Genomic DNA, 14,653 nt, shown 5'->3' on the forward strand with positions numbered 1-14,653 from the left:
ACAACTTCTTGGCACGCTACACCGCGCGGACGGTTGCGCTGCCGGGCTTGGAGGTTGCGATTTGGTTACCCATACCGACCACTACTCTGGGGCCATGGATCACAACCAGCACCTGTCTGCGTTCGACCCCGAGATCGCGCGCCTCCTGGACGCCGAGCTCACCCGCCAGCAGACGACGCTGGAGATGATCGCCTCGGAGAACTTCGCCCCCGTCGCGGCCCTCGAGGCCATGGGCACCGTCCTCACCAACAAGTACGCCGAGGGCTACCCGGGCAAGCGCTACTACGGCGGCTGCGAGGTCGTCGACCAGGTCGAGACCATCGCCATCGAGCGCCTCAAGCAGCTCTTCGACGCCCAGTTCGCCAACGTCCAGCCGCACTCCGGCGCCACGGCCAACGCCGCCGCGTACCACGCGATCGCGCAGGCCGGCGACACCGTGCTCGGCCTCGACCTCGCCAACGGCGGTCACCTGACGCACGGCATGAAGCTGAACTTCTCCGGCCGCCTCTACAACGTCGTGCCGTACCACGTGGACGACGACGGCATCGTCGACATGGAGGAGGTCGCGTCCCTCGCCCGCGAGCACCGGCCCACCGTGATCCTCGCCGGCTGGTCGGCCTACCCGCGGCACCTCGACTTCGCCGCCTTCCGCGCCATCGCCGACGAGGTGGGCGCCAAGCTCTTCGTCGACATGGCGCACTTCGCCGGCCTCGTCGCCGCGGGCCTGCACCCGAGCCCGCTGCCGCACGCGCACATCGTCACCACCACCACGCACAAGACGCTGGGCGGCCCCCGTGGCGGCGCGATCCTCACCAACGACGAGGAGGTCGCCAAGAAGATGCGCTCGGCCGTGTTCCCCGGCCAGCAGGGCGGCCCGCTCGAGCACGTCATCGCCGCCAAGGCCGTCGCGTTCAAGATGGCGCTCGAGCCGGAGTTCACGGAGCGTCAGCAGCGCACCCTCGACGGCGCGCGCATCCTCGCCGAGCGGCTGCTCGCCGACGACGCGAAGGAGGCCGGCGTCCAGGTGCTCAGCGGCGGCACCGACGTCCACCTGGTGCTCGTCGACCTGCGCAACAGCGAGCTCGACGGCCAGCAGGCCGAGAACCGCCTCGACGAGGTCGGCATCACCGTCAACCGCAACGCGGTGCCCAACGACCCGCGTCCGCCGATGGTCACCTCCGGCGTGCGCATCGGCACCCCGGCCCTGGCCACCCGCGGCTTCGGTCCCGACGAGTTCGCCGAGGTCGCCGACATCATCGCCGAGGCGCTCAAGCCGGGTGACGTCGACGTGGAGAGCCTGCGCAAGCGGGCCACGGTCCTGGCGGAGCGCTTCCCGCTCTACCCGGACCTGCCGCGCTTCATGTCGTGAGGCTCTGGCTCCGGCCGGCGCTCCTCGGCCTGCACGCGTTCGCGGTCGTCGCCGTGGGCTTCTGCGTCCTCATGGGGTTGTGGCAGCTCGGCGTGTACGAAGGCCATCAGGGCGACGCCAAGGAGCGGGCGCTGCACGAGGTCGCGCCGCTCGCCGAGGTGTGGAAGCCGAGCCAGCCGTTCCGGTCCGACCTGGAGGACCAGCGCGTCACGGTGACCGGGCACTTCGCGACCGACGACGTCGTGGTGAAGCGCGACGACGGCTCCACCTGGCTGGTCACCCCGTTCGTCGTGGGTGACCGGGCGCTGCTCGTCGTCCGCGGCGAAGGGGCCGAGGCGCCCCGCAGCGACGCCACGACGCTCGAGGCCGTGCTCCGGCCGAGCGAGCCCGGCGGCACCGCGCTCTCCCCGGACCGCAGCACGAACGCGATCACCGTGCCGGTCCTGCTCAACGACCTGCCGCAGCGGCTGTACGCCGGCTACGCGATCTCCTTGACCGACACCGGGCTGCCGCTCGTCGAGCCGCCCGAGCCGGGGGTCTCGTGGACCGAGGGCCTGCGGAACCTCGCCTACGCGCTGCAGTGGTGGATCTTCGGCGCCTTCGCGGTGTTCATGTGGTGGCGGATGGCGTCGGAGAACGTGGCGGAGGCCCGCGAGGAGCGCGCGGCTACCCTGGCGCCGTGAAGACCGCCCTGCTCCGGTACCGCGTCATGGCCAACGTCGTCGGCGTCCTGCTCATCGTCCTGGTGCTGGTGGGGGTGCCGCTGAAGTACCTGTCCGACGACGGCACGGCGGCCCACGACGCCGGCGAGGCGATCACCACGTACCTCGGCATCGCGCACGGCTGGCTCTACATGATCTTCCTGGTGATGGCCGCTCTGCTGGCCCGCAAGGCGCGCTGGACCATCCCGTTCACGGTCACCACGCTGCTCGCCGGCACCGTGCCGATCCTGACGTTCTGGGCCGAGCGACGTGCCACCCGCGCGGTTCACGCCGCCCACCCGGAGACCCTCTAACGACCCTGGAACGTCGCCTTGCCGGGGCCGTTCTCGAGGAACGACGCCATGCCGTGCTGGAGGTCCTCGGTGTCGAACAGGTCGACCGCGATGGCCGTGGTGCGCTCGACCGCCTGCGGGACACCGCCGGCCTCGAACTCGCGCAGGATGCGCTTGGCGGCGCCGAACGCCTGAGTGGGGCCCACCGCCACCTGACGCACGATCTCCATCACGGCGTCCTCGAAGCCGTCGTCGGGCAGGACGCGGTTCACGACGTTCCAGCGCTCGAGCGTGGCGGCGTCGAAGAGCTCGCCGGTGAAGACGAGCTCCTTCGCGCGGCCGACGCCGGCGCGACCGGCGAGGCGCTGGGTGCCGCCCATCGTCGGGGTGAGCCCGATGACCCGCTCCACGAGCCCGAACGTCGCCTTTTCGGCCGCCAGGATCACGTCGCACGCCAGCGCCACCTCGAACGCCCAGGTGAGCGTGAGGGCGTGCGCGGCGAAGAACGTCGGGACGTCGAGCGCCGCGACCCGCTCGGGCAGCTGGATCATCCGGTCGTACAAGGCCTTGGTGTCGTCCTTGGTGCCCTGCGCGTGGAACTGCGAGACGTCGACGCCGCCGGAGACGATCTTCCCGTCAGCGCGGATGAGCAGCGCCCGGGGCAGGTCGGCCTCGACGTCGTCGAGCGCGGCGTCGAGGTCCGCGTGCATCTGCAGGCTGTAGAGGTTGACCGGCGGCTCGGCGAACGTGAGCACCGCGACCCCCTGGTCGCGGACGACCTCGACGGTCACTTTTCGTCGGCAGGGTCGTAGCTGCCGCCGCGATCGGACGTGGCGGCGCGGATCACGGCGCGGACGGCGACGGCGACGGCCGCGAGCACCCCGAGGCGTCGCAGCGGGTGGCTCTTCTTCTTGGACATCCGCCCAAGGTACTCCGACCTGCGGCGACACCGCCTGCCTGCCCGGCACTCCTTGGGTCCGCATGAAACGATGGGTCGCAGTCGAATGAAAGGACGCCCGTGGCCGCCCCCCTGACCGCCACCCTCGCGACGTCGCGAGGTGACATCGTCATCCAGCTGTTCCCGGATCACGCGCCCAAGACCGTCGAGAACTTCGTCGGCCTGGCCGAGGGCACGAAGGAGTGGCTCGATCCCGCCACCGGCAAGGTCTCCGGCGAGCCGTTCTACGACGGCCTCACCTTCCACCGGGTCATCTCCAACTTCATGCTGCAGGGCGGCTGTCCGCTCGGCACCGGCACCGGCGGCCCCGGCTACCAGTTCGAGGACGAGTTCCACCCCGACCTGCGCTTCGACCGCCCGTACCTGCTCGCGATGGCCAACGCCGGCCCCGGCACCAACGGCTCGCAGTTCTTCATCACGGTCGTGCCCACCGACTGGCTGAACCGCAAGCACACGATCTTCGGCGAGGTGGTCGACGAGGCCAGCCGCAAGGTCGTCGACGAGATCGCCGCCACCCCCACCGACGGCTTCGACCGTCCGGTGGAGCCCGTGACCATCTCCAAGGTCACGATCAACCGGTAGCTCTGAGGTGTCCGAGTCCTCGTCGGTCGAGCAGCGCTGCTACCGGCACCCCGACCGCGAGGCCTACATCCGTTGCCAGCGGTGTGAGCGGCTGATCTGCCCCGACTGCATGCGCGACGCGTCCGTCGGGTTCCAGTGCCCGTCGTGCATCGCCGAGGGCGCCAATTCCGTCCGCACCCCGCGCACGATCGCCGGCGGCATCGTGTCGGCACGGCCCGGTGTCGCGACGTTCACGATCATCGGCGTCAACGTCGTCGTGTTCCTGCTGACCCTGGCGTGGGGCGGCACGCGCGGCACCCTGTTCGACGGCGGGGCGATGATCGCCCAGACCGCGCAGGACGCCTCGGGCAACGTGCTGACGGGTGTCTCCGACGGTGGCTACTGGCGGCTGCTCACCGCGGCGTTCCTGCACAGTGGCGCCGGCCACCTGATCTTCAACATGTTCACGCTGGTGCTGTTCGGCCCGATGGTCGAGCAGATCCTCGGCGTCCGGAGGTTCGTGGCCGCCTACCTCACCACGGCCATCGGCTCGTCGGTCTTCGTGTACTGGCTGTCGCCGCCGTTGACCCCGACCATCGGCGCGTCCGGCGCGGTCTTCGGCGTCCTCGGCCTGACCCTCGTGCTGCTGATCCGCACCGGCAACGACCTGCGCGGCCTGCTCGTGCTGCTCGCGATCAACGCCTTCTACAGCCTCCGGCCCGGCATCAGCTGGGAGGGCCACCTCGGCGGCTTCGTCGTCGGCGTCGTCCTGGGCGCGGTCCTCGCCTACGCCCCGCGCGAGAACCGCACGACCTGGCAGGTCGGCGGCTTCGTCGTGGTCTGGGTGGCGATGCTCATCGCCGTGCTCCTCCGCACCGCTCAGCTGTCATGACCTGGGTAATCACACGGCTGTAGTTATCCCCCGATGTGTACACACTTGTGGAAAAGTGGATTGCTCGACCTCGCAAGCACGCGTCGTCACGATAGGGCGGGACGAAGTCCCGCCGGAGAGCCGCTGTGGTGCGCTCTGGCGCGCCACAGCTTTGAGCGCCGAGGAACGAGGCGCGGGCTATTCCCATTTCATAGCGAACCCGAAGGCCGCCATGATGAAGCCCATCCCGATGACGATGTTCCACTGGCCCAGGTCGCTGTAGACCGGGATGTCGGTGTCGGTGCCGTTGATGACGTAGAAGACGACGATCCACACCAGGCCGATGACGGCCGAGGCGATCATCGCGGGACCGGCCCAGCGGTTGCCGACCTTCTGCGGGCCGCCGGGCGGAGGCTCGGGACGCGTCCGGTCGGCCACGGTCATGGCGAGGAAGCCGAGGACCGCGGCGATGGCGTAGTTCCACTTGCCGAGGTCGAAGAGCCCGGGGATCTCGCCGACGCCGGGGAAGTCGTTGTCGGTGGTGGCGAACACGGTGCCGACCACCCAGGCGATGCCGGCCAGCAGCAGCACGATGGCGAGCGGGTGCTTCCAGCCGCCACCCGTCTTGGGCGCGTCCAGCTTCCGCCTGGTCTTGTTCTTCGCCACGATGACCTCTCACACGTTCGGGGCTGAGTTTTCCGGGCTAGCCTAGACCGGGTCGCGAACGAGAGGTGGGGCGCATGGCGTTGCCGGGGTCCCACGCGCGCGTGCGCTGGCCGTTGTCGGTCCTGGTGGTGTGTGCGCTCGCCGGCGGCCTGTTCGCTGCCGCGTCGGTCACGTCGGAGGGCACCGACCTGCGTCCGGCCGGTGGCGACGTCGGGTCCCTGCTGAAGGAGCGGGCCGCGCGGGTGGAGCGGGGGCGCGCCGAGGCGCGGTCGCTGCAGGCCGACATCGACGCGCTCTCCAAGCGCGAGACCGGCGGATCCCTCGACAAGCTCCTCGACCGGGTGGCCAGTCTCCAGCAGGCCACGGGGCTCACGGCGGTCAAGGGCCCGGGCGTGCGCGTCACCCTCACCGACGCCCCGCGCTCCGTCGACGTGCCGGGCCTCGACCCGAACGTGCTCGTCGTGCACCAGCAGGACATCCAGGCGTTCGTGAACGCCCTGTGGTCCGGCGGCGCCGAGGCGCTGACGCTGCAGGGCCAGCGGCTGATCTCCACCACGGGCATCAAGTGCGTCGGCAACACGGTGGTGCTCGACGGCGTGCCCTACTCGCCGCCCTACGTCATCGAGGCGATCGGCGACGTCGGGTCGATGAACGCGGCGCTCCAGACGTCGCCGGAGGTCATCACATATCGCGAGTACGTGGACCGGTACCAGCTGGGCCTCGAGGTCGAGACCGTGGACGGCATGAAGGCGCCGGCCTACGCGGGCACCGTCAGCCTGTCGTACGCCACGGCGCTCGACCCGGACGAGTCTTAGCCGTCGTCCCCGCCGAGGACGTCGCCGCCGTCAGTGTCGCCCTGGTCCTGCTTGGCGACGACGGTGATCTCGATCGTCGTGCCGGGCGACCTCTGCTCACCGGCGGGCACCGACTGCGCGGTGACCTGACCCTCCGGTCCCTGCGCGTTCGGGTCCTCGGTGACCTTCACCTTGAAGCCGGCGTCCTCGAGCGTCTTGGTGGCCGTGGCCTGGTCGGCGCCGACGACGTTCGGCACGGTGGCCTGGCCCTTGGAGACGATGAGGGTCACGGTGGAGCCCTTGTCGACCGACTGACCGGCCGGCGGGTCGCTGTTCAGGACGGAGTCCTTGGGCTCGTTGCTGTCCTGCGTGGCCTTCTTGACCTTCAAGCCGTACTGGTCGCTCTCCAGGAGCTTCTTGGCGCGGTCGTAGGAGTACCCGTCGAGGCTCGGGATGCTCACCTGCTCCGGACCGGACGACACGACGAGGTCGACGGTCGAGCCCTCGTCCGCCTCGCTGCCCGCCTCGGGATCGGTGGAGATGACCTGGCCCTTGTCGACGTCGGCCGACGTCTGCTCGGTGGTCTCGCCCACGACGAACTTGGCGTTCTCCAGCGCGCGCGTGGCGGTCTCGACGTCCTGGCCGGCGACGTCGGGCACCTTCACCTGCGTCACGTCGTCGGGCTGTGACGCCTGGTAGATGCCCCACCCGACGAGGCCCAGGATGATGACGGCCAGCACGGCCAGGCCGATCCAGAGCGCCTTGCGGTCGGGCGCCTCGTCGTCGTCGCGGTGGCTGACCGGGGGCATGGTGCCGGTGCCTCCGGCGGCCGGGGCGACGGCGGTGGCGCCGGCGGCGGCAGCACCGAGACCGGCGACGGCCATGGTCGGGGCGTCGACGTGGTGACCGGCGAGCGCGCGCTCGATGTCGCGGCGCATCTCGTCGGCACTCTGGTAGCGGTCGTCCGTGCGCTTGGCCAGGGCCTTCGCGACGATGTGGTCGACCGCGGTGCTGACGTCCGGGTTCAGCTGCGACGGGGGTCGGGCGTCCTCGCGGACGTGCTGGTAGGCCACGGACACCGGGCTCTCGCCGACGAACGGCGGGCGGCCGGTGAGCAGCTCGTAGAGCAGGCAGCCGGTGGAGTAGATGTCGGACCGGGCGTCGACGGTCTCGCCGCGCGCCTGCTCCGGGGAGAGGTACTGCGCGGTGCCGATCACGGCGGCGGTCTGGGTCATGGCGGACGACGCGTCGGCGATGGCGCGGGCGATGCCGAAGTCCATCACCTTGACCTTGCCCTCGGGGGTCAGCATGACGTTGGCCGGCTTGATGTCGCGGTGGATGATGCCGCTGCGGTGGCTGTAGTCGAGCGCGCTCAGCACGTCGGCGGTGATGGACAGCGCCCGCTCGGGGAGGATCTTGCGGTCGTCGCGCATGATCTCGCGCAGCGTCTGGCCCTCGACGTACTCCATGACGATGTACGGCACGTGGTTGCCCTGGGCGTCCGTGGCCTCGCCGGTGTCGTAGACGGCGACGATCGAGGGGTGGTTGAGCGCGGCGGCCGACTGGGCCTCACGGCGGAAGCGCGCCTGGAACGTGTCGTCGGAGGCGAGGTCGGACCGCAGCTGCTTGATGGCCACCGTGCGGCCGAGCCGCAGGTCGCGTCCGACTCGGACGTCGGCCATGCCACCACGGCCCAGCAGTCCGCCGAGCTCGTAGCGGTCGCCGAGGCGAATGGTCTCGTCGTCGGTCATGGTCTCAGTCTCCCAAAGGGTTGTGGATCACGGTTCAGGGCTGTTCGTGGGGTCATTTCCCGAGCACCGCCTCGATGACGGAGCGGGCGATCGGTCCGGCGAGCCGGCCGCCGGCGATCTCGTCGCGCGCTGTGTTGCTCGACTCGACCACGACGGCCACGGCCACCTTGGGGTTGTCGGCCGGCGCGAGGGCGACGAACCAGGCGTACGGGGGCCGGTCGGCCGTGGACTGGGCGGTGCCGGTCTTGGCGCCGACCTTCACGCCCGGGATGCGGGCCGACGTGGCGGTGCCGCGCTCGACGGTGCTGACCATCATGTCGCGGAGCTGGGCGGCGTTGCCGGACGACATCGCCTGGCTGAGCCGCTCCGGCTCGGTCTGGTCGAGCACGCGCAGGTTGGGCGACCGGACCGTCTTCACGACGTAGGGACGCATCACGTCGCCGTCGTTGCCGATGCCGGCCGCGACCATCGCCATCTGCAGCGGCGTGGCCGCCACCTCGAACTGGCCGATGCCGGACTGCGCCAGCTGCGGCCCGGCGATGTCCGTTCCCTCGGTGGTGAACCGGCTCGGGTTGGCGGCGATGCCGGCGAGCGGGTCGGTGCCGAAGCCGAACTTCCGGGCCTGTGCCGCGAGCTTGTCCTGGCCGAGCTTGAGGGCGAGGCCGCCGAAGGCGACGTTGCAGGAGACGTTGAGCGCCTGCTCGAACGTGATGCGGTCGCCGCCGCAGTTGCTGCCGTTCTCGTTGACGAGCTTGTACGTGATGCCGCCCTTGAACCCGAGGGTGCGGCCGGCCTTGATCTTGTCGCTCGGGTCGAGGTCGAGGTCCTCCAGCGCGGCCGCGGCGGTGACCAGCTTGAACGTCGAACCCGGCGGCAGGATCTGCTGCGTGCCGCGGTTCAGCATCGGCTGGTCCTTGTCCTTGCGGAGGTCGTCCCAGGCCTTCTGCACCTTGCTGAAGTCGTGGGCGGCGAGCCGGTTGGGGTCGTACGACGGCTGCGTGACCATCGCCAGCACGGCACCGGTGCTGGGATCGAGCGCGACGACGGCGCCCTTGGTGTCCTTGCCGAGGTCGGCGAGCCCGGCGGCGGCGGTCTTCTGCGCGAACGGGTCGATGGTGAGCTCGACGCTGCCGCCCTTGGGCTGCTTGTTGGACAGCAGGTCGACGACGCGGTTCACGAACAACCGGTTGTCGCTGCCGGACAGCACGGAGTTCTGTGCGTTCTCCAGCGCGCTGCGCCCGAAGATGTAGGAGAAGTAGCCGGTGAGCGGGGCGTAGAGCTTCGCGTTCGGGTAGCGCCGCTGGTACTTGTACTGGTCGTCGCTCTTGACGCTCTCGGCGACGGGGTCGCCCTTCACGAGGATGGCGCCGCGGTCGCGCGAGAACTCCTCGTTGATGACGCGCTTGTTGCCGTTCTTGGCGTTCAGGCTGTCGGCCTCGACGAACTGCACGTAGTTCACGTTGGCGAGCAGCGCCACGAACATCACGAGGCAGGCGATGGCGAGGGCGCGGATGGGGCGGTTCACGACATCTTCACCACCTGCGTCTCCTCGTCGTGCTCGAACGTGGAGATCTCGGGGGCGGGACGACGCGTCTGGTCGCTGATGCGGAGCAGGAGCGCGATGATGGCCCAGTTCATCAGCACCGACGACCCGCCCTGCGCCATGAACGGCGTGGTGAGGCCGGTGAGCGGGATGAGCCGGGTGACGCCGCCGATGACGACGAACACCTGCAGGGCGAACGAGAACGCGAGGCCGGCGGCGAGCAGCTTGCCGAACGCGTCGCGGCAGGTGAGCGCGATGCGGAGGCCGCGCTCGACGATGAGTCCGTAGATCACCAGGATGGCCATCAGGCCGGTGAGTCCGAGCTCCTCGCCCATGGACGCGGCGATGAAGTCGGAGAACGAGTACGGCGTCAGCTGCGGACTGCCCTGCCCGAGACCGCGGCCGAGGATGCCGCCGTGCGCGAGCCCGAACAGGCCGTTGATGATCTGGCCGTTGCGGTCGGGGTCGCCGAACGGGTCGAGCCAGGCGTCGAAGCGCACCTGGACGTGCGAGAACGCGAGGTAGCCGAACCACGCGCCCGCGGCGAACAGGCCGGCACCGACGACGAGCCACCCGGGCCGCTCGGTGGCGACGTAGAGCATGACGACGAACAGGCCGAAGAAGAGGAGCGACGAGCCGAGGTCGCGCTGGAACACGAGGATGCCGACGCTGACCAGCCAGCCCGCGAGGATCGGGCCCAGGTCGCGGCCGCGGGGCAGGTCGACGCCCAGCACGCGGCGGCCGGCCAGCGCGAGCGCGTCGCGCTTCACCACGAGGTAGCCGGCGAAGAAGATGGCCAGGCAGATCTTGGCCGCCTCACCGGGCTGGAAGCTGAACGGGCCGAAGTTGACCCAGATGCGGGCGCCGTTGATGGTGCGACCGACGACCGGCAGCAGGGGGAGGGTCAGCAGCGCGATGGCGGCGAACCCGAACGTGTAGGTGAGCGCCTGCAGGCGGCGGTGGTCGCGGATGACGACGAGCACCACCGCGAACGCGCCGATGCCGAGCAAGGTCCAGATCAGCTGGGAGTTCGCGAACTGCTGGCGGTTCGCGTCGATCTCGGTGCGGCCGAGGTCGAGCCGGTAGATCATCGCCAGGCCGAGCCCGTTGAGCGCGAGCACCAGCGGCAGGAGCACCGGGTCGGCGTACGGGGCGACCCGACGCACCAGCATGTGCGCGATGACGGCGAAGGCGATGAGCGCGACGGCGAGCTTCACGACGCCGGCCGGGATGCTGCCCTTCACGCCGAGGCCCACGGCGCAGTACGCGGCGATGCCGATGAGCACCGCGAGGATGGTCAGGAAGAACTCGGCGCCGCGGCGCTTGCGGGGTACCCAGGTGGGCTGGGCGGTCATGACTTCTTCTTCGTCGGCGACGCGGACGGCGAGGGCGACGGTGACGGCGAGGGCTTGGGCGTGGCGAGCTGCTGGAGGTCGTTGACGATCGTGGTGGCGTCGTCGCGGCTGGACGCCTCGATGCCCTCGCGCACCTGCTTCTGCAGGTAGCCGGGCAGCGTGTCGACGGAGACGTCGGTGACGGCGTCGACGTGCTTGAGCGTGATGCCCGGCAGGTCGGCCTCGACACCCTTGTAGATGGTGACCTTGCCGTCGTGCGCGGCGACGAAGTACTGGTCCTGGCTCCAGCTGTACGCGTAGACGCCGGCCACGACGAGGGCCCCGATGATCACCACGATCGCCAGGATCCGCCGGAACCACCGCATCCGGCCGGGCGGCCGGGGGGCGTAGCGCAGCTCCTCGGGATCGACGGCGAGGTGCTGGCCCTCGGTGCCGTGCCCGGCCTCGTGACCCGTGCGCCCGCGCGGGCCACCCGCCGCCGCGCCGACGAGCTGGGGCCGGCCGTCGGAGGAGGAGAGGTGCTCGTCCGGGTCCTCGCTCGCGTCGACGAGCTCGCCGATGACGACGGTGACGTTGTCGTAGCCGCCGGCCTCGAGCGCGAGCCGGACGAGCTCGGTGGCGGCCATGTCGATGGTCTCGGCCGCCAGGGCCTCGGCGATGACGTCGTCCTCGACCATGTCGCTGAGGCCGTCGCTGCAGAGCAGGAACCGGTCGCCGAGCCGGCCCTCGACGTAGTCGAGGTCGGGGGCGTTGTCGTCGCGGCCGAGCAGCACGCGGCGCAGGAGCGAGCGGTGCGGGTGGATCCGCGCCTCCTCCTTGGTGAGCTTGCCCTCCTCGACGAGGCTCTGCACGAACGTGTGGTCGGTGCTGACCTGCGTCAGCTCGCCGTCGCGCAGGAGGTACGCGCGGGAGTCGCCGATGTGCGCCCGGGCGAACCGGTGGCCGTCCCACAGCATCGCCTCGAGCGTGGTGCCCATGCCCTCGACGGCCGGGTCGTCGACGATCAGCTCGCCGAGCCGGTCGTTGGCCGCCTGGACGGCGGTGCCGAGCGCCTGGAGCGGGTCGACGTCGCTGAGGTCGCGGTCGAGCTCGCGGATGACGTTCATGACCGAGGCGGACGCGAGGTCACCGGCGGCCGCTCCGCCCATGCCGTCGGCGATGGCGATCAGCCGGTCGCTCGCGTAGCCGGAGTCCTGGTTGGTCGACCGGCGCAGACCGGTGTCGGTGAGCGCGACGTATCGAAGTTTCAGTGAGGTCATCGCTTACTTCCGCAGCTCGACGATCGTCTTGCCGAGACGGACCTGGATGCCCAGGCCCACCGCGACCGGCGACGTGATGCGCTGGCTGCCGAGGTAGGTGCCGTTGGTGGAGCCGAGATCTTCCACGAACCACTGCTCACCGTTGCTGGCGAACCGCGCGTGTCGGGTGGAGACGTAGTCGTCGTCGAGCCGGATGGTGGCGTCGGTGCCGCGGCCCAGCAGGATCGGGTCCTCGCCGAGCGGCACGCTCTGTCCACTGTTGGGCCCGCCGACGATCTGCAGCTTGGTGGGCACGCCGCGGGACGGCTTGCGCTGCTTCTGGCGGGGCTTGGCCGGCTGCTTCTTGGGCTTCGCCTGCGGCCGGCCGGCCGGGGCCGGTGCCTTGGTGCCGAAGATGTCCGAGCGGATGACCGAGATGGCCGAGAGCACGAACAGCCAGAGCACGGCGAGGAAGCCGAGCTTGATGAGGGTGAGGGTGAGCTCGGACATCAGCCGGGCGCCTCCGAGGTGGAGATGCGGATCGTGATCACCGTGTTGCCGAGCCGGATCTCCGAGCCGTCGCGGACAGGGGCCTTGTCGACGCGGTGGCCGTTGAGGATGACGCCGTTGGTGGAGCCGAGGTCCTTCACGGTGACGACGGTGGTGCCGTCGACCTCGTGGACCGAGATCTCGGCGTGCCGGCGGGAGATGCCGGGGTCGTCGATGCGCAGCGCGGCGTCGGAGCTGCGGCCGATCACGACGCCCGGCGGCGTGAGCGGGTGCTGCATGCCGTTGACCTCGATCACCACGTCCGACGAGCGGATGGCGGTCTCGGTCATCCGCTGCCCCTCGACCGGGCGGACGGAGGCGTTGGTGCGGCCCTTCACGCGGAAGCGGCCGGTGCCGAGGTCCGGAGCCTCGACGAAGCGGATGGCCAGCGGCCCGGACAGCGTGTAGTGCTGCTCCTTGACGTGCTCCTCGACCAGCTTCGCGAGCTCGGCGGCCAGGGTGTCGCCGAACTGGGTCAGGCGCTCGTGGTCCGTCGGGGCGAGCTCGACGGTGAAGTCGTTGGGCACCAGGCGTCGCTCACGGGACAGGATGTGCGCGGAGTTGTCGACCTCGCGCTGGAGGGCGGCCGCGATCTCCACCGGCTGCACGGCGCTGCGGAACGCGCGCGCGAACGCACCCGTGACGGCGCCCTCGAGCCGCTGCTCGAACCGCTGCAGGACTCCGGCCATCGCTTCCACCCCCTCTCCTCGATCGATTCGGCGTCCTTGCGATCGTATCGGCCCTGGCCGAGATGACGACCTGGCGCGGCTGTTAGACTCGTCCTCCGGTCCTGGAGAACGTTTTCGGGGCCACTGCGCGGGTGGCGGAATGGTAGACGCGCTGGCTTCAGGTGCCAGTGTCCGCAAGGGCGTGGGGGTTCGACTCCCCCCTCGCGCACCACAGCAGTCAAGCCCCGGTGCGGATCATGCCGGGGCTTGCTGCATGTCTGGGGGCGTAGCGTCCCGACGCCTCGGTGAGGAACAGCCCGTAGAGCGGCACGCAGGTGAGAGCGAACGCCACCAGCGGCCAGGTCTGGTCGGCGAGGCCGACGACGATCGAGACGTGCAGCAGCACGCCGAGGGCCACGGCCAGGGGGCGGAACCGGCGCGACCAGAGCGCGACCGCGATGAACAGCTCGGTGAGGACGGCCCCGATCGCCATGGCGAACGTGAGCAGCACCGGCAGGTCCCACCGCAGCCACGCGTGCAGGGGCGCGCCGGTCAGGAACGTCGTGTTCAGCTTGCTGAGCGCGGCGAACAGGTAGCAGACCGACAGCTGGCTCATCATCAGCAGCCGCGGCCACGGGGGCGGCTCGGCCTCGCTGCGGCGCACCGCCCACGTGCGGTCCGAGCCGGCGAACGCGAGCAGGACGAGCAGGATCGTCGAGAGCAGCCGGTGGCTGCTGTACGTCTGCTGGTCCCACAGCAGGACCAGCACGTCGGTGCCGGCGAGGACGAGGGCCGCGGCGCGGGTCCGCCAGCCGAGGACCACGGCGAGAGCCGCCAGCATCGCAGCGCCGGTGAGGACGGCCACCGACCACGTCTGCACCGGGGGCGCGGCGTCGGTCACCGGCAGCGCGAGGCGTCCGTCGGCGATCCGGGTCAGCAGGGTCCACCCCTCCGCGGCGTTCAGCAGACCGGCCAGGCCGAGCCCGATGCGGGCCAGCGCGGTGGCGCGGTCGGCGGTCAGCACGTCGCCCTCCGCGTGTCGCCGTTCTGGCTGACCTCCACGGTCGCGGCGTCCGGGACGTGCTTGCAGAGGTAGTCCGGCAGCGCGTCGAGCCAGGACAGCTCCGGACGCACGATGCCGGCGAACAGGTCGGGGTCGACCCGGAGCCGGTGACCGTCGTCGTCGAGCACCGTCATCCGGACCGTCCCGAGCGCGGAGTACATCTGGAACCCACCGCGATTGGGGAGGTCGGGGGAGAACAGCGCGACGAGCGGCACCAGGACCTGGACCGCGATCGCGAGGACCACCCACCGGGGCGGCGATGACGTGCGCACG

The 14,653-nt window shown here is 70.5% G+C and carries 17 protein-coding genes and 1 tRNA gene; 7 read left to right on the forward strand and 11 right to left on the reverse strand.

Features of this window, described 5'->3' with window-relative positions:
* Nucleotides 1-94: 94 nt before the first annotated feature.
* Genes glyA through FHP06_RS13700 form a run of 3 tightly spaced genes read left to right on the forward strand, consistent with a single transcriptional unit; the run spans nucleotide 95 to nucleotide 2,384 of the window.
* A complete protein-coding gene (gene glyA / locus FHP06_RS13690) occupies nucleotides 95-1,369 on the forward strand; it encodes a serine hydroxymethyltransferase (protein ID WP_147687360.1) in 1,275 nt (424 codons plus the stop codon).
* Nucleotides 1,366-2,052: an SURF1 family protein gene (locus FHP06_RS13695; protein WP_147687361.1), complete on the forward strand. Its 687-nt coding sequence runs from the start codon at nucleotides 1,366-1,368 to the stop codon at nucleotides 2,050-2,052. The genes glyA and FHP06_RS13695 overlap by 4 nt, the downstream gene beginning before the upstream one ends.
* Complete coding sequence (locus tag FHP06_RS13700) at nucleotides 2,049-2,384, forward strand: DUF3817 domain-containing protein (RefSeq protein WP_230973522.1); 336 nt, start codon at nucleotides 2,049-2,051, stop codon at nucleotides 2,382-2,384. Before FHP06_RS13695 ends, FHP06_RS13700 begins: the two co-directional genes overlap by 4 nt.
* Here FHP06_RS13700 and FHP06_RS13705 read toward each other — a convergent pair.
* Nucleotides 2,381-3,154 (reverse strand): enoyl-CoA hydratase/isomerase family protein, encoded by a 774-nt coding sequence (locus FHP06_RS13705; protein ID WP_230973523.1) that lies wholly within the window; start codon nucleotides 3,152-3,154, stop codon nucleotides 2,381-2,383. The genes FHP06_RS13700 and FHP06_RS13705 overlap by 4 nt on opposite strands.
* Nucleotides 3,151-3,282, reverse strand: coding sequence for a hypothetical protein (locus FHP06_RS16275; RefSeq protein ID WP_269140144.1), 132 nt, complete (start codon nucleotides 3,280-3,282; stop codon nucleotides 3,151-3,153). Before FHP06_RS16275 ends, FHP06_RS13705 begins: the two co-directional genes overlap by 4 nt.
* 99 nt (nucleotides 3,283-3,381) lie before the next feature.
* Here FHP06_RS16275 and FHP06_RS13710 point away from each other — a divergent pair, with 99 nt between their 5' ends.
* Nucleotides 3,382-3,903 carry a peptidylprolyl isomerase gene (locus FHP06_RS13710; RefSeq protein ID WP_147687363.1) on the forward strand — a complete coding sequence of 174 codons (522 nt, stop codon included), beginning with the start codon at nucleotides 3,382-3,384 and terminating at the stop codon, nucleotides 3,901-3,903.
* Nucleotides 3,904-3,910: 7 nt separating this feature from the next.
* Nucleotides 3,911-4,774 (forward strand): rhomboid family intramembrane serine protease, encoded by an 864-nt coding sequence (locus FHP06_RS13715; RefSeq protein WP_187271940.1) that lies wholly within the window; start codon nucleotides 3,911-3,913, stop codon nucleotides 4,772-4,774.
* A gap of 177 nt (nucleotides 4,775-4,951) precedes the next feature.
* Here the strand turns inward: FHP06_RS13715 and FHP06_RS16055 are convergent, their stop codons facing one another.
* The gene (locus FHP06_RS16055) at nucleotides 4,952-5,419 is read right to left on the reverse strand and encodes a cell division protein CrgA (RefSeq protein ID WP_187271941.1); all 468 of its coding nucleotides are present in this window, start codon (nucleotides 5,417-5,419) and stop codon (nucleotides 4,952-4,954) included.
* Between the two features lie 74 nt (nucleotides 5,420-5,493).
* On the opposite strand from FHP06_RS16055, the gene FHP06_RS13725 reads away from it, so the two are divergent.
* Nucleotides 5,494-6,234 (forward strand): DUF881 domain-containing protein, encoded by a 741-nt coding sequence (locus FHP06_RS13725; protein ID WP_147687365.1) that lies wholly within the window; start codon nucleotides 5,494-5,496, stop codon nucleotides 6,232-6,234.
* On the opposite strand, the gene pknB is transcribed toward FHP06_RS13725, so the two are convergent.
* From pknB to FHP06_RS13755, 6 genes are read right to left on the reverse strand one after another with little or no spacing between them, the layout of a single operon-like run.
* Complete coding sequence (pknB, locus tag FHP06_RS13730; protein WP_147687366.1) at nucleotides 6,231-7,964, reverse strand: Stk1 family PASTA domain-containing Ser/Thr kinase; 1,734 nt, start codon at nucleotides 7,962-7,964, stop codon at nucleotides 6,231-6,233. The genes FHP06_RS13725 and pknB overlap by 4 nt on opposite strands.
* Nucleotides 7,965-8,016: 52 nt before the next feature.
* Entirely contained in the window at nucleotides 8,017-9,489 is a 1,473-nt protein-coding gene (locus FHP06_RS13735; RefSeq protein ID WP_147687367.1) for a peptidoglycan D,D-transpeptidase FtsI family protein, read from the reverse strand.
* A complete protein-coding gene (locus tag FHP06_RS13740) occupies nucleotides 9,486-10,862 on the reverse strand; it encodes an FtsW/RodA/SpoVE family cell cycle protein (RefSeq protein WP_147687368.1) in 1,377 nt (458 codons plus the stop codon). The genes FHP06_RS13735 and FHP06_RS13740 overlap by 4 nt, the downstream gene beginning before the upstream one ends.
* Nucleotides 10,859-12,121 carry a PP2C family protein-serine/threonine phosphatase gene (locus FHP06_RS13745; protein WP_147687369.1) on the reverse strand — a complete coding sequence of 421 codons (1,263 nt, stop codon included), beginning with the start codon at nucleotides 12,119-12,121 and terminating at the stop codon, nucleotides 10,859-10,861. Before FHP06_RS13745 ends, FHP06_RS13740 begins: the two co-directional genes overlap by 4 nt.
* A gap of 3 nt (nucleotides 12,122-12,124) precedes the next feature.
* Entirely contained in the window at nucleotides 12,125-12,610 is a 486-nt protein-coding gene (locus FHP06_RS13750) for an FHA domain-containing protein FhaB/FipA (protein WP_147687370.1), read from the reverse strand.
* A complete protein-coding gene (locus tag FHP06_RS13755; protein ID WP_147687478.1) occupies nucleotides 12,610-13,338 on the reverse strand; it encodes an FhaA domain-containing protein in 729 nt (242 codons plus the stop codon). The genes FHP06_RS13750 and FHP06_RS13755 overlap by 1 nt, the downstream gene beginning before the upstream one ends.
* A 125-nt stretch (nucleotides 13,339-13,463) precedes the next feature.
* Here FHP06_RS13755 and FHP06_RS13760 point away from each other — a divergent pair.
* Nucleotides 13,464-13,549 (forward strand) — tRNA-Leu (locus FHP06_RS13760).
* Nucleotides 13,550-13,555: 6 nt separating this feature from the next.
* On the opposite strand, the gene FHP06_RS13765 is transcribed toward FHP06_RS13760, so the two are convergent.
* A complete protein-coding gene (locus FHP06_RS13765; RefSeq protein WP_187271942.1) occupies nucleotides 13,556-14,341 on the reverse strand; it encodes an HTTM domain-containing protein in 786 nt (261 codons plus the stop codon).
* Nucleotides 14,335-14,652 (reverse strand): hypothetical protein, encoded by a 318-nt coding sequence (locus FHP06_RS16060; protein ID WP_187271943.1) that lies wholly within the window; start codon nucleotides 14,650-14,652, stop codon nucleotides 14,335-14,337. The genes FHP06_RS13765 and FHP06_RS16060 overlap by 7 nt, the downstream gene beginning before the upstream one ends.
* Between the last annotated feature and the right edge of the window lies 1 nt (nucleotide 14,653).

Origin of the sequence: Aeromicrobium terrae, assembly GCF_008039565.1 — a bacterium.
Lineage (GTDB): Bacteria > Actinomycetota > Actinomycetes > Propionibacteriales > Nocardioidaceae > Aeromicrobium > Aeromicrobium terrae.

Excerpts from the sequence above, each read along its gene's own strand:
- glyA (WP_147687360.1), top strand. The coding sequence starts at position 95 with ATGGATCACAACCAGCACCTGTCTGCGTTCGACCCCGAGATCGCGCGC.
- FHP06_RS16275 (WP_269140144.1), bottom strand. The coding sequence starts at position 3,282 with ATGTCCAAGAAGAAGAGCCACCCGCTGCGACGCCTCGGGGTGCTCGCG.
- FHP06_RS13725 (WP_147687365.1), top strand. The coding sequence starts at position 5,494 with ATGGCGTTGCCGGGGTCCCACGCGCGCGTGCGCTGGCCGTTGTCGGTC.
- pknB (WP_147687366.1), bottom strand. The coding sequence starts at position 7,964 with ATGACCGACGACGAGACCATTCGCCTCGGCGACCGCTACGAGCTCGGC.
- FHP06_RS13740 (WP_147687368.1), bottom strand. The coding sequence starts at position 10,862 with ATGACCGCCCAGCCCACCTGGGTACCCCGCAAGCGCCGCGGCGCCGAG.
- FHP06_RS13745 (WP_147687369.1), bottom strand. The coding sequence starts at position 12,121 with ATGACCTCACTGAAACTTCGATACGTCGCGCTCACCGACACCGGTCTG.
- FHP06_RS13750 (WP_147687370.1), bottom strand. The coding sequence starts at position 12,610 with ATGTCCGAGCTCACCCTCACCCTCATCAAGCTCGGCTTCCTCGCCGTG.
- FHP06_RS13755 (WP_147687478.1), bottom strand. The coding sequence starts at position 13,338 with ATGGCCGGAGTCCTGCAGCGGTTCGAGCAGCGGCTCGAGGGCGCCGTC.